Genomic DNA, 21,288 nt, shown 5'->3' with positions numbered 1-21,288 from the left:
CGGTCTCTACTGCTGAGCGACGGCGGCGGCGAGGGCGGCGGACAGGTCGGCCTCGACCGCCGCCTTGTCCAGGCCGAGGTCGGTGAGCACTCCGGCGCCATCCTCCTGCTCCAGCAGGGCGAGCAGGATGTGCTCGGTGCCGATGTAGTTGTGCCCGAGGCGCAGCGCCTCCCGGAAGGTCAGCTCCAACGCCTTCTTGCCGTCGGCGTTGTAGGGGATCAGGTCGGGGACGTCGCCGCCGGCGGGCGGGAGGACGGCGCCGACGGCCGAGCGCACCGCCTCGGGGGTCGCACCTCGACCGACCAGCACCCGGGCGGCCAACCCCTCCGGCTCGGCCAGCAGCCCGAGCACCAGGTGCGCGGGGCCGATCTCGGGGCTTCCGGCGGCGCGGGCCTCCTCCTGCGAGGCCATCACCACGTTGCGGGCGCGGGGGGTGAACCTCCCGAAGCCGGCGTTGGGATCGAGCGCCCCCGCGTCGCTGGAGCCCTTGGCCACGAAGCGCTTCTGGGCGGCCTGCTTGCTGACCCCCATGCTGCGGCCGATGTCGGTCCACGACGCACCCGAGCGCCGGGCCTGGTCGACGAAGTGCCCGATCAGGTGGTCGGCGACCTCACCGAGATGGTCCGCGGCGATCACCGCGTCGGTGAGCTGGTCGAGCGCGTCGGTGTGCGCCTTCTTGATCGCTTGGATCAGGTCGTCGAGCTTGACGGGGTTGCTCATCTGGAATGGTTCGGTCATGCGTCAACCATAGGTTGACGCCGGCACTTCGTCAACCACTGGTTGACGACATCGGTCGCCGAACTGCCCGCTAGGGTGGGCACGGCCGCACAGCGGAGGAGGGGCCGGCATGCGTCTGCACGTGGGGTGCGCCATGTGGAGTCACCGGTCGTGGCCGGGGCACTCGCTGCCGTCCGGAGAGCGCCTCCGGCACTACGCCAGCTGGTGCGATGCCGTGGAGGGCAACACCACCTTCTACGCGACCCCGACCCGGGACACCGTGGCATCCTGGGCGGCGCAGACCGGGGCCGGCTTCCGATTCGTCCTCAAGCTGCCCAAGGTCGTCACGCACGAACGTCGACTCACCAACGCCGACGAGCCGCTGCACGCCTTCCTGGACGCGATCGAGCCCCTCGGCCCACGCGTCCACACCCTCTGGATTCAACTGCCGGGGTCGTTCGCGCCGGCCGACGTACCCACGCTCGGCCGGTTCCTCGCGCAACTCCCGGCTTCCCACCGCTACGCCGTGGAGGTCCGCCATCCCGCGTTCTTCACCGAGCCCCGCGCGACCCGGCTGCTCGAGGAGACCCTCACCGGGGCGTCGGCCGAATGGATCCCCTTCGACACCACCACGTTCTTCAGCCGCCCGCCGACAAGTGACGCCGAACGCGACGCCTGGATGAAGAAACCCCGGGTGCCGCTGCGGTCCGTCGCGCTGACCGACCGCCCGATCGTGCGTTACCTGGGCCGCGACGACGACACCCGGACCGTGCAGGGGTGGCAGCGTTGGGTCGAGGTCACCGCCGGCTGGCTGCGCGAGGGGCGCTCCCCCACCATGTTCGTCCACACGCCGGACAACGCCGACGCGCCGCGGCTCGCGCGGCGGTTCCACGACGAGGTACGCGCCCGCGTGCCGGGCCTCGACCCGCTGCCCGAACCGATACCCGTCGAGCCGCTGACCCTCTTCTGACCACCCACGTCACGGCTGTCGGTCGAGCAGCGCGTCGAGGTGATGGGCGGTGCTGATCAGCGATAGGTGACTGAACGCCTGCGGGAAGTTGCCGATCTGCTCGCCGGTGGGGGCGATCTCCTCCGAGTAGAGCCCCAACGGTGTGCTGTAGGTCAGCATCTTCTCGAACGTCAACCGGGCGTCGTCGAGCCGTCCGGACTGGGCGAGGGCCTGGACGTACCAGAAGGTGCACATGCTGAAGGTGCCCTCGGAGCCGACCAGCCCGTCGGGCGAGGCTTCGGGGTCGTAGCGGTAGACGAGACTGTCCGAGACCAACTCGTTGTCTATCGCCCGCAACGTCGACAGCCACATCGGATCGTTCGGCGCGATGAAGCCGACCCCGGGCATCGCGAGCAGCGAGGCGTCGGTGATGTCGGTGCGGTAGTGCTGCACGAAGGCCTGCCGTCCCGGATGGAATCCCCGAGCTATGACCTGCTCGTAGACCGCGTTGCGTTGGTCCGCCCACCGGGTGATGCTCGCGGGACGCCCCCGGTTGTGCGCGATGCGGATGGCACGGTCGAACGCGAGCCAACACATCATCCGCCCGTAGGTGAAGTCCTCCCGGCCGGACCGGGTCTCCCAGATGCCGTCCTCGGGCTGGTCCCAGTGGTCGCAGAGCCAGTCCACCAGGCCGGCCGTCTTGCGCCACCCCTCGTACGACGTCATCAGCCCGCTCTGGTCGGCGAGGTGCAGCGAGTTGAGCGCCTCGCCGTAGATGTCCAATTGCAGCTGGCCCGCCGCGCCGTTGCCGATCCGCACCGGCGCCGACCCGCGATACCCCTCCAGGTGCGGCAGCACCTCTTCGGGGAGGTCCGGCGAGCCGTCGATGCGGTACATGATCTGCAGCGGCACGTTGCCGTCGTGGGCGTCCCGGATGCGTGCTTCGAGCCAGCCCAGATACCTCTGGGCCTCCTCGGTGAAACCGACGCTGAGCAGCGCGTGCACCGAGAACGAGGCATCGCGGATCCAGGTGTAGCGGTAGTCCCAGTTCCGCGGCCCGCCGATCTGCTCCGGCAACCCCATCGTCGGCGCGGCGACCAGGGCGCCCGTCGGGGCGTACGTCATGAGCTTGAGCGTCATGGCCGACCGCTCGACCATCTCCCGCCAGCGACCGGTGTAGGAGGCACGCAGTGCCCACCGACGCCAGTGGTCCCGGGTTTCGGCGAGCAGATCGCAGGCCTCTTCCGTGGTGAGAGCCCGGGGTGGGTGGGGGCAGGCCGTCTCCAGCACGACCCCACCGATGTCGCCCTCGTGCAACTCGTAACGAACGCAGACGCCCTCCGCGTCCCGGTGGATCGCCCCGTCGCCGAGAAGCCGTTTCGCGTCCTTGAACGGGGTCAGGCTGAGCGAGAGGGTCGAGCTGCGAAAGACGTCGCCCTCCGGATGGACCTCCAACTCGTACGGGTCTCGCCCGTAGTTGAACCGGGGCCGGCAGTCGAAGCGGAACCGCATGCTTCCCCGAACCATCCGGACCAGCCGGATCAGCCGGTGCCGGTCGGTGGCCTGTTCGCCCGTCACGGGCATGAAGTCCAACAGCTCGCCCACGCCGTCGGCACTGTGGAAGCGGGTGATCAGGATGGGCGTGCCGGGTAGGTAGAGCTGCTTGCTCGAATACTCGATGCCGTCGGGCGAGAGCTGGAAGTGCCCACCCTTGTCGCGGTCGAGCAGGGCGGCGAAGACGCTCGGCGAGTCGAAGCGCGGCGCGCAGAACCAGTCGATCGTTCCGTCCCTACTGATCAGCGCGGCGGTCTGCAGGTCGCCGATCAGGCCGTGCTCCTCGACCCCCGGATATCGCGTCTGCACACTGACCCCCCTCGTCAGGTTGACGGCGACTACCCGGGAAACCGTCCGCTACACGAACGCCGCCCCGAGATCGGGGCGAGGGTGTCGGTGGCCGCCGCTAGCGTGACTGTTCGACGACATCGACGAGAGGACATCGGATGAGCCTGCGCGGATTCGCCACCCTGAACATCTGGGCGGACGACGTGGCGGCGGCCACCGACTGGTACGCCCGGTTCCTGGGCCAGGAGGCCTACTTCTCGCGACCCGGCCCGGACGGGCGTCCCGCCTACACCGAGTTCCGCCTCGGCGACTACCAGGCGGAGTTGGGCATCATCGACCGCCGGTACGCACCGCCGGGCGCAGCGAGCGGGCCCGGCGGGGCGGTCATGCACTGGCACGTCGACGACCTCGAGGCCACCGTGGAACGGCTCCTGGCTCTGGGTGCCACCGAATACCAGCCGATCACGCCTCGCGGAGACACTGGTTTCGTGACGGCGTCGGTGGTGGACCCCTTCGGCAACGTGCTGGGCGTCATGACCAACCCGCACTACCTCGACATCCTCGCCTCACCCCGGGCGGCCTGAGCTCGGCGTCCCCGTTTCCGCCGCTAGATCCTGGTAGTCCTGATCGACCGCCTGCCGCACCAGCGTCGCCGCCCGCTCGGTCTCGATTCCGCTGGCGATCAGCAGATCGTGGGCGGCCGCCCGGAACTCCCCCACCGCGACCAACCCGGAATAGCCGAGACGATGGATGTGCGGGCGGGTGGAGTCCCGGACGGCTCCCTGCGCACGCCCGACCAGCTCGACACCCGCCAGGATCTTCTCGCGCGCCTCGCTGGGCTCCGCAGCGGCCTGGATCGCCCGGCGCAGTGTTGGCAGCGCGTCCGCCAGCAGGTCGATGGCCTGCGGAAACTCCTCGGGAATCGGCTCGTCGTCCTTCAGCGCGGTCGTCAGTCGCCGACACAGTGAACGGCAACCGTGCAGGCTCCGCTCCAGGTGCCGGATCGCCGTCGTGTGGAAGTCCAGGGAGTCGCGCTCGCGCCACCGCAGGGGCGCCAGCCGCGTCACCTCCTGGGCGGCGCTGAGCCCGTCGTTGAGAGCGCTCAGGCGGGGATCGAGCTCCCGCAACCCGCGCAGGCTCCGTTCGGCGTCCCCGAGATCGCGCCTACGCAGCGACGTCGCCAGATCGTGCATGATGTCGGCCGCCGGCCCGACCACCGGCTCGGCCAGCCGCAGCAGCGTCCGCTGCGGATGAATGGGCACCAGCAGCAGACCGACCCCCAGACCGACCAGCCCACCGACCGCCGCGTCGACGAAACGGGGGACGGACAGGTCGCGTAGCGGCGGCTCCAGGGTGGCGATCAGCACCGCCGTGCCGCCGGCCTGGGTCAGCAGCGAACCACCACCCTTGAGCAGGATGGCGACCCCGATCGCCAGCACGACGACCACACCGGTCTGCCAGAACCCGATGCCGAAGAACGGCATCAGCACGTCACCGACCGCCAGCCCCAGGGTCACCCCGACCAGCAGCTCGATGGTGCGCCGCAGGCGCGACCCCATCGAGGCCGCCACGATGCCGACAGCCGTCGTCGGCGCCAGGACCGGGGAAGGGTTCTTCAAGAACTGGTACGCCACGAACCAGGCGATCGCCGCGGCGATGCCGGCCTGCACCGCGAGCAGCCCGAACAGGCGCAGCCGCCAGGCACGCGTGCGCAGCGCCCGTTGCGCCCACGCCCGTAGGCGGTCGAAGCGGGCCTCCCGGTGGTCCGCCGACTCCTGGTGGGCACACATCCGCGCCGCATACCCGGAGCGCGGAAACCTATCCCGGCTGCGCCAATCGCTTGGGATCCATGCTTGTCGAGGTCTGCTGTACTTGACAACGAGGATTCCCTCGGCAAAGGAGGCACTGCCATGTCCACCTCCGAGTTCAGCCCCGACAGCCTGCGTACGCTGATCCGCGCCGGCGCCTGGGTCGGCCGTTCCGACACCGAGAAGGCCGCCGTACACCTGTTGACCTTCACCAAGTTCCCGGACCAACCCGGCTTCGCCGATCTGGTCGAGGTCGTGCAGATCCCCGAGTACGACGACGGCCACGACATCCAGGTGGCGGTGATCCGCGACTGGCCCGCACTGCTCGCGCTACCGGCGGTCGAGCACCTGTCCGCCGACGACCAACGGCTGCTCGCCCTGGCCGGCAGTCTCGCCACCGGGCAGCCGGTCGACCTGGCCGCCAACGCCGCCGTCAAGGGCCACGAACACGCGGCGAAGGTCGCCGAGGCGATGGTGATCGCCGCCGGCTACCACCTGAAGTACGAGGTCAAGGCGACCGCACGACTCACCACGAGGTTCGCCAAGGCCTGAGAGCGCTGGGGGCAACTTCACGAGTACGGCGGACGGCTCACCACGTCAAGGGGTACGACGCTCGCCCGCATCGCGGGGCAGCCACCGCAGCGCGGCGTCGGCAGTGTCCACCGGGCTGCCGTTGAAAGCGATCGCCGCGCCGGGTGCCCATTGCCGGACGAGGTTCACCACCTTCTCGAAGAGCACGAGCAACGGCTCGTGCTTGCGGAGGCCACCACCGACCACCACACAGGCATAGTCCCTACGTTTCAATGCCTCAACGACAGCGGACTCGGCGTCGTCGTCGGGTGCCACCAGGCACAGATCGGCGTCGACGCCGTGCTCGACGAAACGGGCCTGACCACGTGCTATCGCCGCCACCACCGGCGCCGGATCCCAGCCCGGGATCCGTTCGGGATCAAGACCAATCACCAGTACGGGACCCAGCGCCATACGCACTCCAGTGAAGCGGTTCACCTTCGTTCAACACGGTCGATGCTGTCACAGGTGGCAGCGGTGCGGCGAACGACAACACCGGTTGCCGGCTGATCTGCTCTACGAGTAGCGCACGTTCGGAGGCGGGTCGTCGTCGCATCCGGTCTGGGGTAGCCCGGCCGCAGCGGCGATGGCCTCGACGGCCTCGTCCAGGCTGGTCGTCTCGGGCAGGACGAGTTCGTCAGGCCAGCCCAGGACGTCGTGAGCGGCGTACCAGCCGCTCATGTGCTCGGCGGTGAACTCACTGACCTGCGGACGGGTGAGGTGCCGGCGCAGGGTCTCGGCCAGCGACACGTCGAGGTAGCAGAACAGCGACCGACCACGGTGGCCGTCCCGCAGCGCGGTCAGCATGCCCCGGTAGCGACTGGTGTGCATGATGCCTTCCATGACCACGTGATAGCCGTGGTCCAGCGCGAACCGCACGGTCTGCCCGATCAACGCCGGCGCCGCCCCGCCGGGCCTGTCGCGCTCGCGCAGCAGGATGCGGCGCAGGTAGTCCTGCTCGACGAGAGCACAGCCCCGGCCATGCCGGCGTCGTAGCTCACGACCGATGCTGCTCTTGCCCGAGCCGGAGTTCCCCCGAATGCAGACGAGGATCGTGTCCGGGCTGCCAATGGGGTCAGCGACCACGATGCCTCCTCGGCTCCTTACGTCACTCCCGGATCTCCATCTCGGTCACCAACCCCCTGTCGAAGCGATACACATGCGTGACGGTGCGGTCGGCGACTTTCTTTCCGACCTTGTCATGTACCACCTGATGAACGGTGACGGCAATACGGCCGTCGGCCTCCGTACTGAACGCGGTCGGCGTAACGGTGGGTTCGATCTGCTCCCACTGTCGACGCCAGTAGGCAGCCACCATCTCCCGGCCGTGGATCACGCCTCCTTCCCAACCGTTGGGCCAGGAGACGTCCGGTGCCAGGACTGCCAGCAGGGCGGGGACGTCACGCTCGTTGAAGGCCGCGTAGAGGTTGGTGAGCAGGGCCTGTGCCGGCGAGTTCATCCAGCCAGCATGACCGGTGGACGAGACCTCACCACGTCCTCTTCGCTGTCGGCAGAAGAGCCCGAATCCCGGTCCTGGAGGACCTCAACGCGGGAGCAGTCGTTCAAGACGCTCCACCGCGCCCAGGGCCTCGCCTCGGTGCTTGGCCTGTTTCAGCCAACCGGGCAGTCGGGACACCACTGAGGCGTTCGCCGTGCTGTGCCGTTCTCGAAGCCCGGCCCGCAGGAACTCCTTGAGGTAAGCGAGGTGGCGTGGGTTGAAGGCCCACAACGTGTGGCCGGCGCACGGGGTCTGCAGCCACAGCGGTAGACCGAAGCAGTTGTCCACCAGGGCGGCCGGCACCATGACCGGCCACAGCTCATAGCGCGCGTTGGTCGCCGCACCGCAACCGTCGCAGTGCAGGACGACGACGCGGTGCCGGGGCGCCCCTTCCGCCCGGCGCTCGGCATGCATGCGGCGGCCGCATTGCCTGCACCGCTGTGACACGGTGATGAACACCGGCCCAGCCCAGCTGTTGGGGAGGTGGCGTCGGCAGCCACCGCATTCACAGCCGACGGGCTTGTCTTGTCGGCGGGAGAACCCACAGGTCACGCAGGCGAGTGTCGCCGGCCCCCAGGTACGCCCGATTCCATCCCACTCCCGCAGGACCTTCGTTGCCGCTCCACACTGTGGGCACCGGACGATGAACTCACCGGAGAACGCGGCCAGCCGCCGCCCGTTGTCAACGAAGCGCCCCTTCATCACCGGCCGAGTGTAGGCAGCAACTGGGGCATGGTCTGAAGACTTATCGCGGGGTTGCTGTTGGCGTGACCAGCATGGCCGGTGGCCGGGACATCACGCATTGTCTTCTCTGCCAGCAGATCGCCGTAGCAAACGCGGTGAGCCGTCGTCCGGGCATCGGCGGGGCCCGACGCGGCGGCTGCGGGCGTTCAGCCGGTACGCCGATGGCGCTGCACGTAGTTGCGCACACGGGCGCGGTTGCCGCAGTCCAGCGGGTCGCACCAGCGTCGGCTGCGGTTGCGGGTGCTGTCGAGAAACAGCCAGCCACAGCCCTCGCCGTCGCACCGACGCAACCTGGACAGGTCCGAGTGGCTTACCAGGTCGACGACCGACAGCGCCAGGTAGGGCACGAGCGCCGGTACTGTCGTCGGGTCGACCGCCGGTGCCAACGGTAGCCGGGCCGGAAACGTCGCGACGCCGAGCGCACGCCGCCACCCGGTCGTGATCGTGGTGACGTCGTCGGGGTCGACGGTCTCGCCGTCGACCTGGGCGTCCACCACTCGGATCGCCGTGTCGCGCAGTCGCCGAACCGCTTCCAGCGCCCGGACGGCCTCCGTGGGCCGGTCGACCAGGTCGCCCATCAGCCGACCCCGATCGGCCTCGCCTACCAGGGCGGCGAACCAGTTCACCAGGTCGGCCTGATCGGCGAGCCGGTCGATTTTCCGGGCGGCGTCGAGGCGCCAGGACATCGTGTTGCACAGGTCCAGCGCGAGGTGGCCGCCGATCCGGCTCCAAACGTATGCCCCCGCTTCCGCCATGACCACGACTCTACATGAGCTAAATAGCTTTAGAGCATGTATGGTCCGACCATGACGCCTTCCATCAAGGGCGGCTGGCGAGCCGGGTGGAGAGTTGGTGCCGGCCTGGCGGCCGGTTCGTTCCTGCTGGCCGTGAGCTTCGGCGCGTACGCCGTCACACACGGCTGGCCGGTGGCCCTGACGATCGCCCTGTCGCTGCTGGTCTTTTCGGGCTCGGCGCAGTTCGCCCTGGTGACGGCGCTCGCCGGCGGTGGGCTGCCCGCCGCGTTGACCTCCGCCGCACTGATCAACCTCCGGTTCGTACCCATGGCGGCGGCGACCGCCCGGCACCTGCGCGGCGGCCGATGGCGGCGGGCCGTCGAAGGGCAGGCCGTCGTCGACGGCTCCTGGGCCGCCGCCCAGCGACCCGACGGCGGGTTCGACCGGCGGGTACTCATCGGCGCCACCCTGGTGCAGTGGCCGGCCTGGGTCTGCGGCACCGCCATCGGCACCCTGGCCGTCCCGGACACGTCGCTGATCCGTGCCTGGGGGATCGACATCGTGTTTCCCGGCTTCTTCGTCGTCCTGCTGGTCGACTCGCTCACCGCCCGGCCCCGCCTGGTGCCGGTCACCCTGGCAGCGGCGGCCGTCGCCGGTACCGCCGCCCGGTTCCTGCCGGTCGGCGTGGCGCTGCTGCTGGCGGCCACCGCCGTGCTGCTCGCCCTCCTCGGGCAACGAAACGCTGCGGGTACGCCCCGCAGCACGGCTGCGGAGCAGATCGCATGACTACCATGATCGTCGCGATCGTCGCCCTGGCCGCAATCAACATCAGCTTCAAGGCGATCGGGCCGGCGGTACTGGGAGACCGCCTGTTCCCCGCCCCGGTCCAGACCGCCGTCGACGCCATGCCGGCCGCCCTGTTGGCCGGCCTGCTCGTGATCGACCTGCTCGGACAGTACTGGCAGGCCTTCGACTGGACGCTGCTGCCGGGACTCGGCCTGGCGGTCGCGCTGCGCATCTCCGGCCGACCGCATCTGGTGTGCATCGTCGCGGCGGTCGCCGGCACCTCCGCCCTGCGCGTCGTGACCTGAAGCCACGGCCGACCGGGCAGGGCGACGCGGTCGGCGTACCCAGCGAAACAGCGACCCGCCCACACCGGACACGGATCCGGCCCCGACCAGCACCTAGGTGTGCTGTTCGGGGAGGTTGGTCGAGATTGTGTGATGACACGATCTGATGTCGTAGGTAGGTGAAGGCCTCCGGTTGTGGAGTGGAGCTGTCTAGGAACCGCTCCGGCAACCAGGAGGCCTTCGTGCTCCACCGTAATGCTGCTCTGACCCCACGTGCACGTCTGCGTCTGGCGCGTTTGGTCGTGGACGAGCGTTGGTCGGTCGCTGCGGCGGCGCGACGTTACGACGTGTCGTGGCGCACCGCGAAGCGTTGGGCAGATCGCTACCGCGAGCAGGGCGCTGACGGTATGCAGGACCGCTCGTCACGCCCGCACCATAGCCCGACCCGCACACCGCAGCCCTTGGTCCGCAAGGTCGTGCACCTGCGCTTCAAGCAGCGCCGCCAGGGACTCGAACCCCGATCCCGCGGATTGAGAGCCGGCGTCAATCGCTGCTCTCCTGTCCCCGGACGTCCTACCAGTCCACGGTGGGGCGGTTTCGCTAGGTTGCACCGCACAAACATGCCGCAAAAATCCATCGAGGGCGAACTAATCCATCGGCGGCAGAGCACCCGTCGAGCACCCGATCCAGCGTGAGTCCGCCTATCTCACCAGGTCTCCTCGGCTAGAGGAGCATCGTTTAGCTGGTCGCGAAGACTCCGCCAGTTGGGCATGAACCGGTCCATGAGCTTGGTGAAGCGCGGGCCGTGGTTGCGTTCAAGGTGATGCGTCATCTCATGGACGACGACGTAGGCCAAGCAGTCTGGGTGCTTCTTGGCAAGCTCGACGTTGAACCAAATGTGCCCGCTCTCCCGGCTGCATGACCCCCACTTGGTCTTCATGCGCCTGATTGTCCATCGCGGCACCGATACTTCCAGGATCGGTTCCCACTTGGCAATGAGGTTTGGAATCGCTTGTCGTAGCTGCTCCCGATACCACCCATCGAGCAACTCACGTCGTCGTTCAACTGTGGTGCTTTCCGGGACGTACAGCAACAGCCGTTCGCCGTCTACCTCGAAGTGCGCCCGCCCTGGGCGCTTTAAGACCTTCATTCGGCGGCGAACGCCCCAAACATAGTGGGACTCGCCTGTGACCATCTCTCGCTCGGACTGGCGCGCGGCCGAGCGAAGCTGCTCACGCCGGTGTTTGATCCACGGCAACCGCTGAATCACGGCCAATCGAACGTGCTCGTCGTCAAGCCTGTGTGGAGCTGCGACCCGGACCCGCCCGAGTGGTGGATAGACGCCGATGTGCAGGTTCTTGATGTCCTTGTAAATGACATCGACGTCGATGCCAAGGACCGTCAGGTGGGCGCTAGCGGTACTCATGGCGTGCCCGTACCAGCCCAAACAGTTCATCAAGCCGGTCAAAGTCATCCGGCAGCGCCCGAGCGATTGCGCGCTTGACCTTCTTTTCCTTGATCGGGTTGCCCACCCACGAGTCCGGCTTGGTGTGCCGGATCGTCGTGTCGATCTCGACAGCGATCTCGGTTGACGGCCAGAAGAAGTCGATCAAGGCTCGGCGAGCACCGTTATTGGCCCACTCCGGGTATTCGGTGTCGGACTCGCCCTTGCCGAGCTTGGTCGCGTGCTCCAGGAGCTTCGCGAGGTAGTCCTTATAGTTCAGTGCTCCCTGACGCCGCTCTTCGAGGATGGCGTCGAGCAGTTCCGACATTTTGTCGTAGTATTTAGGGTTCATTGCGCGCTCGTCGATGATCACCTTGCGCATGTTGTTGGTGATCGTCTCTGCTACCGCTTCACGGTCCTTCTTGATTCCTGCGGGAAGCCTGTCGAGCGCACCGGCACCCATCTGCACAATCAGCTGAATAAGCCCGGTGTCCTGGAAGTCGGACACCACCTCGGAGGGTTTTGCGTTGATATAGGTGTCAAGCAGGTGGCGCATGCCAGCCTCGTACTGCTTGAAGTCGACGTTCTCGCCGGCGCCCAGCTTGACCTCGTCTCGCACGTTGGCATAGTGGGTGATCTCGTCCTTGATCGCTGCGGCTTCGGCATCGCTGTAGCCAGCGGCGTTCATCTCGTTGGCGACGTTGCCGTACGCGCGAGTCACGGCCGCCACAGCCTTATACAGCGCCACACGCTTGGACTCGTTGGCCTTAAGCTGCTCGGCGTTGCCCTGCTCGCGGGCACAGAAGTACTGCTGATACTGCAAGGTGTTCTTCGGCGGCTCGACCGGCTCACACAGCGCCCGGATCTTCTCCAAAGCTTCGTCGAGGTCTTCGCGGGCCTTCTCGATCCGGTCGGACAGCAGGCCCTCGATGTCCTTCTTCTCGTAACCTTCCAGAGCGCCCCCGGTGTAGTCGGTGATCGCGCACTCAAGCGAGTTGAACAGGTCCCGATAGTCGACGATGTAGCCGTAGTCCTTGTCATCGCCGTCGAGGCGGTTGACTCGGCAGATGGCTTGGAACAGCCCGTGATCCTGCATCTTCTTGTCGATATACAGGTAGGTAGCGCTTGGGGCGTCGAAGCCGGTCAGGAGCTTGTCGACGACGATGAGCAGGCGCATCTGACCGGGATGGTTGATAAAGCGGTCCTTGACGTCCTTCTCGAACTGCTCGACCTTGGCCATCGCCTTGTCGGCAGGCTCGTTAAAGTGGTCGGCGAGCATCTGCCGATAGATCTCGTACTGGCGCAGTCGCTCGGTGGCGCCATGGCCGGAGTCTTCCTTGGCGATATCGCCAGCCTGCGGCGCGTACGACGTGACGATGGCGCACTTGCCCTTGAACCCGGCCTGCGTGAACAGCTCGTAGAACTTACACGCCTGATAGATGCTCGAACTGACCAGAATCGCGTTGCCGCGGCCATCCGACAGACGCGGCTTGATCTCCATATCGAGCAGGATGTCGTTGACGATCTGCCGGGCACGCGGCTCCGAGCTGACAACCTTCTGCATGGTGCCCCAGCGCTTCTTGAGCTCAGCGCGGGACAGGTCCGTCATGCCCTTGGTCTTAGCGTCGAACCACTTGTCAACCTTCTCGGGTGAGGTCAACTCCTGGTCGATGTTGCGCGCCTCGTAGCGCAGGTCGAGCACAACGCCGTCGGCCACACCCTCATCGAACTTGTAGGTGTGGATGAAGCTGCCGAACTTTTCGATCGTGGTGGCCTTGTCGGCCTTGAGCAGCGGCGTGCCGGTGAAGCCGATGAACATGGCACCCGGCATGAGCGCCTTCATTGCGTCGTGCATCTTGCCCGACTGGGTGCGGTGAGCCTCGTCGACGAAGACAAAGAGGTTGCCCTTGGCGCGGAAGTCCTTGGGGACGGTCGCATTCAACTCGCGGATGAACCCGCTCTCGGCCTGGTCGCGGCCCGACTCGTCCTCCGATCCGCGGAACTTGTGGACCAGCGAGCAGACGAGCCACTCCTCGCTCGTGTTGAGGGTAGCCAGCATGTCGGCACCGCTCTTGGTGCGGTAGATCGACTCGTTGACCCCGAGGAAGACCTTCTCGATCTGCTCGTCCAGCTCGGTGCGGTCGGTGATGAGCAGCACGCGCCCATCCGGCTGGTTCTCGCGAATCCACTTGGCCAGCCACACCATAGTCAGGGACTTGCCGGACCCCTGCGTGTGCCAGACGATGCCGCCCTCGCGCTTGGCGATGCGCTCCTGGGCCGCCTTGACGCCGAAGTACTGGTTGTGCCGGCACGTCTTCTTCTGGCCCGCATCGAAGACCATGAAGTCGTGGACCAGCTCGAGCAGACGCTCTTTCGAGCAGAGCTGGGTCAGGGAACGATCGAGCGGGTCGGCGATGTCAGACGGCTCGCGCCACGCCAGCCAGTATTTCTCCGGCGTGTCGATGACGCTGTAGCGCAGTCCCTCCACATCGTTGCCAGCCATCACGAGCTGCACCGTCGTGAAGAACGACCGGATGAACTTGGGACGCTGGTTCCCGTAGCTCTGGCGGATACCCTCGGAGACGGCCACCTTCGAGCGCTTCAGCTCGATCGTCCCCAGCGCGATGCCGTTCACGTACAGCACGATGTCTGGGCGCTTGGTGTGTTGGCCCAGCACCGTCACTTCCTCAGCCAAGGCGAAGTGGTTGGCCTCCGGGCGTGCCCAGTCGATGAGCCACACCGTCTCCGTCTGCTCGCCCACACCGGGCTTAACCTTCACTCCGTAGCGCAGCAGACCGTAGACGTCGCGGTTCGCCTCGTACAGGTCACGGCCGCCACCGAGCGAAGCGTCGCTCTTCAGCCTGTCGACCGCCTTGTTGATCATGTTGTGGCTGTAGCCGCGGGCACGGAGGTTCTGTGCGAGCAACTCCTCTTCAACGTTGGAGTTTCCCTCACGGTATTCCCAATTTCCGAGATATTCGTATCCCAACAGGTTTCGGAATAGTCCAACGACGCGATCTTGAGTTTTCCGCTCTGGTTGCCCGACATTACTCATGCCGCACTCTCCTTGGCCGGAAGGCGGGTGCGGCCAGTCAGGAGCTGCTGCATCATGCCTTGCTTGAGTTCGCGTGCTTTGGCGAGCCGCTTGGTTAAAGCCGATAGTTCTGTGTCGGCGCCCCTCAGAACGTCGGCGATCGCTGCCTGCTCGCCACGGTCCATCGGAAGACTTACAGGGAAGGAGTGGGCGTCGTTCCTGTTAAAGGTGGGCACTCCCGATCCACTCGCGAAGCGCTTCAGCCCAAGGTAACTGAGAAAGTAATAGGCGAACAGTGCCTCGACCCTGGTAAAGCTCGTTACCCACAATGACGTATTGTGTGGCCAATAATCCTGCTCGACGTAATGCACCTTTCCGATGGTTCCTGAGCGCCCTGTCACGACTCCGGGGCCACTTACCATCGCTTTCGCGTGGTGCCGCGCAACACCGTTCGAGTACACAACTGGGTATGGCCCAGGTCGAACCTGCGTGGTGGGCAGGTCAAAGCCACGCTGCAACGGCAGGAACTCCTTGAGCGGCGCTGTCGCCCACTCCGCCTGGAACCCGGGAAGGCGGGTCCTGCCGGTCAGCAGCTGCTGCATCACACTTTGCTTGATCGCCTGTTTCTTGGCAATCATCCGCTCTAGCGCGGCGATGTGGGCGTCGGCATCCGCTAGAGTTTTCGCAATTCGCGATTGCTCCGCCAACGGCGGCACTAGAGTCGACAACGCGGCCACAGTGGCGAGATTCACCCCAGCCTTGGCACCAGTATCCGTCGATCCGACGAAACGGCGCTGCGATTCCCAACTCGCCAGGTAGTAGGCAACGAAACGGCTATCCACAAGCCGGGGATCGAGGCGTATCCGCGCAATGTGCTGATTTATATATGCAGGCTGAGGAACTTGATCGTCGACGTACCCTACGATCCCGATGTCAGCCGTGATCGAGACAAGGAGATCGCCAGTTGCGAGTCGTGTGCGCCGCGCCTCGGCGTCGTTCAGATCGATTTGGACAAAGCGCATATTGGTCAGATCAAGGTGAATGTTGCTTCGATCGAGGTTCGTGATGCGCACGAACAGGCTGCCATGATCGGCGTAGTACGCTGCCCAGCCTCGCGACCCGCTAGTGACCTGACCGCCGAGCTCAGCCAACGTCTTAACTTGCCAGTCCTGCGGAATCGTAGCTGTTTGGGCATTCATCACTGAACCCCCATCGCAGCGAGGTGTCCCGCGATCCTTGCCTCAATGTCCGCAAGCGATGCGTTCAAGTGCGCGACCGTCTCCGTGTAGCGCTCGCCCAACTCCTTGATTCGGCGCACGAGAGCGAGCGTCAGCGACTCGGCCTCGGACACCACGCGACTGGTGACCGTTGCGTGCCACTTGTCATCGAGCACAAGCTGCTTGATCTCCGGCAACGTGAGATCGCCGTACCTCATGAGGGTCGCGAGATCAAGCGCGGCCTGGGCATCCTTGGCAGCCTTCTTGGCGATGGCTTCGTCGTTGTACAGCTTGATCAGGTGCTGCAAAGCCTTGATCTCTTCCGGGTCAGCCCTTTCGTGCCGGGCCACCTTGAGACGTGTCGAAGCAAGGGCCTTGGAGATCTTGTCGTCATCCATAGCCTCCGCAAGCAGGCCGTCTTCAACGGCATGCTCCTCGATGTACTCCTCGACGGCGCGGCCGGCTTCCTCGGCCGCCACATTCAGCAAGTCGATCTCGGCCTGCTTGTCCGCAAAGTAGCGAGCGACGACGAGGGCAGGTGGGATAAGGTCCATCTTGTACTTTGTGGCACCGCGGCCCGACCCGACAACAAGGTCCGGCGTCTCGGAGAGCTTGCGCTCCTTGTCTTCGATGGTCTTGCGAGGCTTCGCCGCGTCGAGCCATCCGTCGTTCATGATGAGGAAGACATCGTCGTGCATGTCGCCGTGCCAGTAGGTCATGAGCTGCTCGTAGACGTCGTACTCGTCGAGCAGCGGGGTGTCCTTGAACCGGGCCAGTAGATCGTCGCTGATGTGGGCGATCAGGTCCTTTGGGACGGTGTTGGCGTCGATCGCTTGCAGGATTGGCCGGTGGGCGGCGAACCAGTCGTCAACCCGGCCGTGCACATCAGTAGCGAACTTCTGGAACTCGTCGGAGTCCAGAATCGTCTGCGGCACCTCGGTCACGCCGACCGCAAGATCGCTGTAGCCGGAGCGGTTTGGCTTGAAGAGCGTGGTACGAAGGCTCGGGAAAGCGTCCCAGTAGCCGCCGAGCGCGTCCAGATCGCGGTCCGGGATACCGCCATGCAGGTGGGCGTCGAGGTCTTGGATGTCCTCCGGTTCCGAGGAATCGATGTAGCGCGGGATGTTGAGGTTGTAGTCGTTCTTCGGGTCGGCGATCTCGTGGAGCGGCACCATGCGCGAGTAGCGCTCGATCTCAATCTGCCTGTTGAAGACATCGACGATCTTATGAATGTCCTGGCTTCGGAGGCGGTTCTTGTTGCCGTCCTTGATGAAGCCTTTGGAGGCGTCGATCATGAAAACGCCGGTCCGTGCCTGTGCGTTTTCCTTGTCGAGGACGACTATGCAGGCCGGGATGCCTGTGCCATAGAAGAGATTGGCGGGCAGACCGATGATGCCCTTGATGTAGCCACGGCGCAGCAGTTCCTTGCGGATGCCGGCCTCAGCGTTACCGCGGAAGAGCACACCGTGCGGCAGGATGACTGCGGCCTTGCCGTTGCTCTTGAGAGACTTGAGAATGTGCAGCAGGAAGGCGTAGTCACCGTTCTTCTCCGGCGGCCGGCCAAGTTCGAAGCGAACGTACTCGTTCTCCAGGCCGTTGCTCCACGACTTGATCGAGAACGGCGGATTGGCTACCGCGAAGTCGAAGGTCCGTAGTTGCGCACCCTGGGTGAACTGTGGGCTGGTAATCGTGTCACCCTTGCGGATGTCGCGGTCCTCGTAGCCGTGGAGGATCATGTTCATCTGGGCCAGCGCCCAGGTAGCGTTGTCCTTCTCTTGGCCGTAGATGGTGAGGCCGCGCGGGGCCTCATCAGCAACCTTGAGGAGCAACGAGCCCGACCCACACGTGGGGTCGTAAACCGTGTGGTCCTGCCGGGTGCCCGGTCCAATACCGACGACTTTGGCAAGTACGCGCGAGACCTCGGCCGGGGTGTAGAACTGTCCCTTCGACTTGCCCGACTCCGTGGCGAAGTGCCGCATCAGGTACTCGTAGGCGTCGCCGAGCAGGTCGTCGCCCTCGGCGCGGCTCCCTCGGAAGTCCAGGTCAGCGAAGATCGTTACCAGCTTGGAGAGGCGATCCTGCATCTCCTTGCCCTTGCCGAGCTTCTCCTCGTCGTTGAAGTCGGCCAGGTCGATGACCTTCTCGAGCCCGTTGGCCTCGGCGAGCCTGCCGATGATCTTGTTGATCTTGTCGCCGATCTCCTTGTCGCCCTTGAGGGCGACCATGTCATCGAACGACCCGCCTGCTGGGACCTCGATCAGCGAACTTCGGTCAGACTTGGCCTTGTCCGTAACGTACTTCACAAACAGCAGCGTGAGGATGTAGTCCTTGTACTGACTGGCGTCCATGCCGCCGCGGAGCTCGTCGCAGCTTCGCCAGAGTGAGCTATACAGGTCCGACTTCTTGAGAGCCAACGTCACGTCACCCCCTTGTCCAAGTCGAGAGCAGTGCCTGCCCGGGAGCCGCGAGGGGGCGAAAGTGCGACTTGTCCATGCCGAGGCGTCCATCCTTCACATGCCGCTGAGCGACAAATTCGTCACAGTGAGCAACGCCTGAACTGCGTGCCCTAACGATAGCGTCGGGCACTGACGGGGCCCATCCCGACGCGGGCCAGTCCGATTCCGTTCGCTCGGCTCCGGAATATGGCCAGCAGGCGGCGCTGCAGGCTGACGCAACGCTGCTGGCGACGTGTGAGCGGCCCGCGGACTATGCCGGCTTTGTCGCGCCCCGGCGCCGAGGGACGACGGCGGCGGTTGCCTCGGCGGCGGCGTGGGATAGCTCGGGTAGGACGTCGCCGTAGAACCTGGCGGTGAAGTGTGGGCTGGAGTGGCGGAGTCGGTTGGAGATGAATTTCATCTGGACGCCGGCGGCGAGGCCCATGGTCGCGGCGCCGTGGCGGAGGTCATGGAGTCGGATGGGCGGGAGACCGGCTTGCGTGGCGAGGTGGTGGAAGTGGTCGGTGACGTCCGCAGGGTGCAGCCGACCGCCAGTCGGGGTGGTGAACACGAGCCCGGTGGTGGTCCAGGCCGCACCGGCCGCGAGGCGCTCCCGGTGTTGCCGGGTGCGATGGGCGCGCAGCACCGCGACGGTTTCGGTGTCGAGGGCGATCGCGGCTTCGCTGTCGGTGGTTTTGGGTTTGTCGATGGCCGTGGTCCAGCCGTGTTGGACGAGTTGCCAGCGGACGGTGAGGGTGGCGGCGTCGAGGTCGAGGTCGTCCCAGTGCAGGCCGCAGGCTTCGCCGCGGCGTAGGCCGGTGAAGGTGATGAGGTGGTAGAGGGCGTAGAGCCGGTCGTTGGCGTCGTGGGTGTGGTCGAGGAATCTGCCGGTGTGTTCGGGGGTCCAGATCATGACGGGGCTGGGGGTTGTGCCGGTGTCGCGCCAGGTGCGGATGCGTTGGTCGGTCCAGATGGTGGGCTTGGGTGGTCGGGTTGTGGGGAGTTCGACCATGAGGGCGGGGTTGGTGTCGATGTAGCGGTGGCGGCGCATCGCGTCGTTGAGGGCTTTGCGCAGGGTGGCGTGGATGAGGTGCAGGGTTCTGGGGCCGACGATGCGCTGGTTCTTGACCTGGTCACGTTTGCCGGGGTCGCGGCTGACGCGCAGGGTGGCGATGGTGGTGTTGCGTTCGGCGATGGCGTCGTACATGGCGTCGATGTGGCCGGGGCGGAGCCGGTCGATGCGTAGGTGGCCGAGGTACGGGATCAGGTATAGCCGGATGTGGCCTTCGTAGGAGCGCAGGGTGCCGGTCTTGATGTTCTTGCGTCCGGCGAGCCAGTCGGTCAGGTACGCCTGCATGGTGGGCAGTTCGGTGGGGGTGATGTCCAGGTGCAGCGCCCGCCGGACCTGGGCCGGGGTGGGGATGGGCGCGCCGGTCTTGACGGCGGTTTCGATCAGGTCGCCGGTCTTGATGGTGGTGTGCGGGTCGGTGGGGTCGGGGACGGCGAGCGCGGCCCGGATGCGGTCCAGGACGACGTCGGCGTCGGCTTGGGTGGTGTAGGGGCCGTGTCGGAGTGGGCGGCGGGTGCCGTCGGCGCGGGAGGGGATTTCGATTTGCCAGTGCCAGTGGCCGTGGGTGCGGGACCAGCCGCCGCCGAGCCGGCGAAGCTGGGGACAGGAGCGTCCCAGTCGCCGGCCCGTGACGCTGTCGCGGCAGCCGCAGCGTTTGAAGGTGGACCCCTTCACTCATCGTCTCCTGGATGCTCCATATGGTGCCGCCAGCGGTGTCGGGTGGAATCCGCTGGTGGCGGGGTCATCGCATCCACGCTCACCTTCGCATCGGTTTCAAGTCGCCCACCGCCGGTCGCAGCGGGGTCGGGTTGGAGGAGGTGGAGCAGGGCGGCGACCGGGACGATGATGCGGCTGCCGGCCCGGATCAGCGGTATGGGGAACTGGTCGGTGGCGGCGAGCCGGTAGGCCTGGGATCGGCTGATCCCGAGCACCGACGCAGTGGTGGCGAGGCTGGTGGTCACGCCGAGAGCACGGACACGCTCGATCGTCCACACCTGCCCGACGCTGGGCGCGGTCGTGTTGTTGGTCGTGGTGCGGGTTGTCTGGTCAGCGGGGTTCGTTGGGCTGTTCATGATCAGGCTCTCCTGGTTATGAGATGGATGGTTGTGAGGTAGGAGCGAGGTAGCCCTGTCGGGGTCGACCGGCGCAGGGGTGGCTGCTCCGCCACCACCGCGCCACTCCGGCGACAGAGGCGGTGACGTCGGGTCGGTCGGCATGACGGGGCTCACGATCAGTCCGGGCGGTGCCGACGACTCGATCTTGAGGGCCTTGAGGAGTTCGGATACTCGGGTGTTAGACACGATGTGACCGGCTGCGCGGAGGGCTTCGGCGAGCGCTGCCCGGGTCAGTGCCTGGCCGTCTGCGGCGAGCCGGTCCCGGACCTTTCGCGCCGCTGGCAGCAGCTCGGCCACCGCGCGGGACGGCTGCGGGGACGGTCCCCGGTCCGCTCGCCGCCGCCGTTCCCGTCCGCCCCCGTGACGACGGGCATCCGGTGAGCGGACGGTCCGGTTGCTGGACCGCTCCCCCGCCGTGACGGCGGACCGCACGGTCTCGTCCGGTCCGCTGTCCGGACGGGTCCATCCGGCCTCATCCGGTCGGCAGTCCACAACCGCCAGGGCAGGGGCGGGCGTGGCGGTACTGGTCCGGCCAAGGGCGATCTTGACCATGACGAGGAAACCGAGCGCGGGTACGGCGGCGGTGATCCACCCGATGACCGAGGGTTCGGCCTCGACGACCTGCGCTGCCAGGGACAGGGTGACCGCACACGCCAGCACAGTCGCGGGGAACACCGTGGAGGTGTGAGCGCGTTTGCGGCGGCGCAGTTCCAGGCCGGAGGCGATGGACATCAGCTCCAGCACGATCGCATCGGCCCAAGCCAGCCAGCCGGGTTGGCCGTGCGCAGCGGCGACGTTGTGCACGTGGGTGAAGCTGGCCGCTCCGGCTGCGCCGCCAATGGCCAGCATGATGACGACCTGGACGACGCCCTCAACGCGGCTACCCCGCAGCCCTGCGTTCGGGTCAGTGGCCGGTGCCGTCGTGGCCCATCACCTCCTCGACCCGGACCGGAACAACGACCCGTCCGCCTGTCACAAGAGGCCGGATCGGATGGCGGACCGGCCCGGCGTCAGACAACCATCGAGACGGGGACCGCACGCC

19 protein-coding genes and 2 pseudogenes are annotated in these 21,288 nt (G+C 66.3%); 6 read left to right on the top strand and 15 right to left on the bottom strand.

The features are described from left to right. Window positions 1–6 precede the first annotated feature (6 nt). On the bottom strand, window positions 7–738 hold the full coding sequence (locus tag ACIA3K_RS15245; RefSeq protein WP_396801572.1) for a Clp protease N-terminal domain-containing protein: 732 nt from the start codon (window positions 736–738) through the stop codon (window positions 7–9). Window positions 739–871: 133 nt separating this feature from the next. On the opposite strand from ACIA3K_RS15245, the gene ACIA3K_RS15240 reads away from it, so the two are divergent. Further along, window positions 872–1,687, top strand: coding sequence for a DUF72 domain-containing protein (locus ACIA3K_RS15240; protein ID WP_396801755.1), 816 nt, complete (start codon window positions 872–874; stop codon window positions 1,685–1,687). Between the two features lie 9 nt (window positions 1,688–1,696). On the opposite strand, the gene ACIA3K_RS15235 is transcribed toward ACIA3K_RS15240, so the two are convergent. Then, complete coding sequence (locus ACIA3K_RS15235; protein ID WP_396801570.1) at window positions 1,697–3,529, bottom strand: glycoside hydrolase family 15 protein; 1,833 nt, start codon at window positions 3,527–3,529, stop codon at window positions 1,697–1,699. A 137-nt stretch (window positions 3,530–3,666) separates the two neighbouring features. Between ACIA3K_RS15235 and ACIA3K_RS15230 the strand changes: the two genes are divergently transcribed. Then, the gene (locus ACIA3K_RS15230; RefSeq protein WP_396801569.1) at window positions 3,667–4,092 is read left to right on the top strand and encodes a VOC family protein; all 426 of its coding nucleotides are present in this window, start codon (window positions 3,667–3,669) and stop codon (window positions 4,090–4,092) included. On the opposite strand, the gene ACIA3K_RS15225 is transcribed toward ACIA3K_RS15230, so the two are convergent. Further along, window positions 4,075–5,298 (bottom strand): aromatic acid exporter family protein, encoded by a 1,224-nt coding sequence (locus tag ACIA3K_RS15225; protein WP_396801567.1) that lies wholly within the window; start codon window positions 5,296–5,298, stop codon window positions 4,075–4,077. The genes ACIA3K_RS15230 and ACIA3K_RS15225 overlap by 18 nt on opposite strands. 120 nt (window positions 5,299–5,418) lie before the next feature. Here ACIA3K_RS15225 and ACIA3K_RS15220 point away from each other — a divergent pair, with 120 nt between their 5' ends. Further along, on the top strand, window positions 5,419–5,868 hold the full coding sequence (locus ACIA3K_RS15220) for a hypothetical protein (RefSeq protein WP_396801566.1): 450 nt from the start codon (window positions 5,419–5,421) through the stop codon (window positions 5,866–5,868). Between the two features lie 45 nt (window positions 5,869–5,913). On the opposite strand, the gene ACIA3K_RS15215 is transcribed toward ACIA3K_RS15220, so the two are convergent. The 5 genes from ACIA3K_RS15215 to ACIA3K_RS15195 form a co-directional block, all read right to left on the bottom strand. Then, entirely contained in the window at window positions 5,914–6,300 is a 387-nt protein-coding gene (locus ACIA3K_RS15215) for a hypothetical protein (RefSeq protein ID WP_396801564.1), read from the bottom strand. Between the two features lie 102 nt (window positions 6,301–6,402). Beyond that, window positions 6,403–6,972, bottom strand: coding sequence for a kinase (locus tag ACIA3K_RS15210; RefSeq protein WP_396801562.1), 570 nt, complete (start codon window positions 6,970–6,972; stop codon window positions 6,403–6,405). A 22-nt stretch (window positions 6,973–6,994) separates the two neighbouring features. Then, the gene (locus tag ACIA3K_RS15205; RefSeq protein ID WP_396801561.1) at window positions 6,995–7,345 is read right to left on the bottom strand and encodes a nuclear transport factor 2 family protein; all 351 of its coding nucleotides are present in this window, start codon (window positions 7,343–7,345) and stop codon (window positions 6,995–6,997) included. Between the two features lie 84 nt (window positions 7,346–7,429). Beyond that, window positions 7,430–7,843 (bottom strand): hypothetical protein, encoded by a 414-nt coding sequence (locus ACIA3K_RS15200; protein WP_396801559.1) that lies wholly within the window; start codon window positions 7,841–7,843, stop codon window positions 7,430–7,432. A gap of 431 nt (window positions 7,844–8,274) precedes the next feature. Continuing rightward, window positions 8,275–8,883, bottom strand: a complete 609-nt coding sequence (locus tag ACIA3K_RS15195) for a CGNR zinc finger domain-containing protein (RefSeq protein WP_396801558.1) — start codon at window positions 8,881–8,883, stop codon at window positions 8,275–8,277. A gap of 51 nt (window positions 8,884–8,934) precedes the next feature. Between ACIA3K_RS15195 and ACIA3K_RS15190 the strand changes: the two genes are divergently transcribed. The 3 genes and pseudogenes from ACIA3K_RS15190 to ACIA3K_RS15180 form a co-directional block, all read left to right on the top strand. Next, window positions 8,935–9,648 carry an AzlC family ABC transporter permease gene (locus tag ACIA3K_RS15190; protein WP_396801557.1) on the top strand — a complete coding sequence of 238 codons (714 nt, stop codon included), beginning with the start codon at window positions 8,935–8,937 and terminating at the stop codon, window positions 9,646–9,648. Between the two features lie 5 nt (window positions 9,649–9,653). After that, a complete protein-coding gene (locus ACIA3K_RS15185; protein WP_396801555.1) occupies window positions 9,654–9,953 on the top strand; it encodes an AzlD domain-containing protein in 300 nt (99 codons plus the stop codon). A 221-nt stretch (window positions 9,954–10,174) separates the two neighbouring features. Next, window positions 10,175–10,432 (top strand): annotated as a pseudogene (locus ACIA3K_RS15180) (leucine zipper domain-containing protein); the annotation flags it as partial. 206 nt (window positions 10,433–10,638) lie between these two features. Here ACIA3K_RS15180 and ACIA3K_RS15175 read toward each other — a convergent pair. The 7 genes and pseudogenes from ACIA3K_RS15175 to ACIA3K_RS15145 form a co-directional block, all read right to left on the bottom strand. Continuing rightward, on the bottom strand, window positions 10,639–11,358 hold the full coding sequence (locus ACIA3K_RS15175; RefSeq protein ID WP_396801553.1) for a M48 family metallopeptidase: 720 nt from the start codon (window positions 11,356–11,358) through the stop codon (window positions 10,639–10,641). Continuing rightward, window positions 11,345–14,431 (bottom strand): type I restriction endonuclease subunit R, encoded by a 3,087-nt coding sequence (locus tag ACIA3K_RS15170; protein WP_396801551.1) that lies wholly within the window; start codon window positions 14,429–14,431, stop codon window positions 11,345–11,347. Before ACIA3K_RS15170 ends, ACIA3K_RS15175 begins: the two co-directional genes overlap by 14 nt. Then, window positions 14,428–15,609, bottom strand: coding sequence for a restriction endonuclease subunit S (locus ACIA3K_RS15165; RefSeq protein ID WP_396801549.1), 1,182 nt, complete (start codon window positions 15,607–15,609; stop codon window positions 14,428–14,430). The genes ACIA3K_RS15170 and ACIA3K_RS15165 overlap by 4 nt, the downstream gene beginning before the upstream one ends. Then, entirely contained in the window at window positions 15,609–18,020 is a 2,412-nt protein-coding gene (locus ACIA3K_RS15160; protein ID WP_396801753.1) for a type I restriction-modification system subunit M, read from the bottom strand. Before ACIA3K_RS15160 ends, ACIA3K_RS15165 begins: the two co-directional genes overlap by 1 nt. A gap of 313 nt (window positions 18,021–18,333) precedes the next feature. After that, window positions 18,334–19,806, bottom strand: a complete 1,473-nt coding sequence (locus ACIA3K_RS15155; RefSeq protein WP_396801548.1) for a tyrosine-type recombinase/integrase — start codon at window positions 19,804–19,806, stop codon at window positions 18,334–18,336. Beyond that, window positions 19,803–20,126 (bottom strand): hypothetical protein, encoded by a 324-nt coding sequence (locus tag ACIA3K_RS15150; RefSeq protein ID WP_396801547.1) that lies wholly within the window; start codon window positions 20,124–20,126, stop codon window positions 19,803–19,805. Before ACIA3K_RS15150 ends, ACIA3K_RS15155 begins: the two co-directional genes overlap by 4 nt. A gap of 52 nt (window positions 20,127–20,178) precedes the next feature. Next, window positions 20,179–21,095 (bottom strand): annotated as a pseudogene (locus ACIA3K_RS15145) (DUF2637 domain-containing protein). Window positions 21,096–21,288 lie beyond the last annotated feature (193 nt).

Origin of the sequence: Micromonospora sp. NPDC051543 (assembly GCF_044454415.1) — a bacterium.
Lineage (GTDB): Bacteria > Actinomycetota > Actinomycetes > Mycobacteriales > Micromonosporaceae > Micromonospora.
This window is presented reverse-complemented; position numbering and strand designations above follow the sequence as displayed.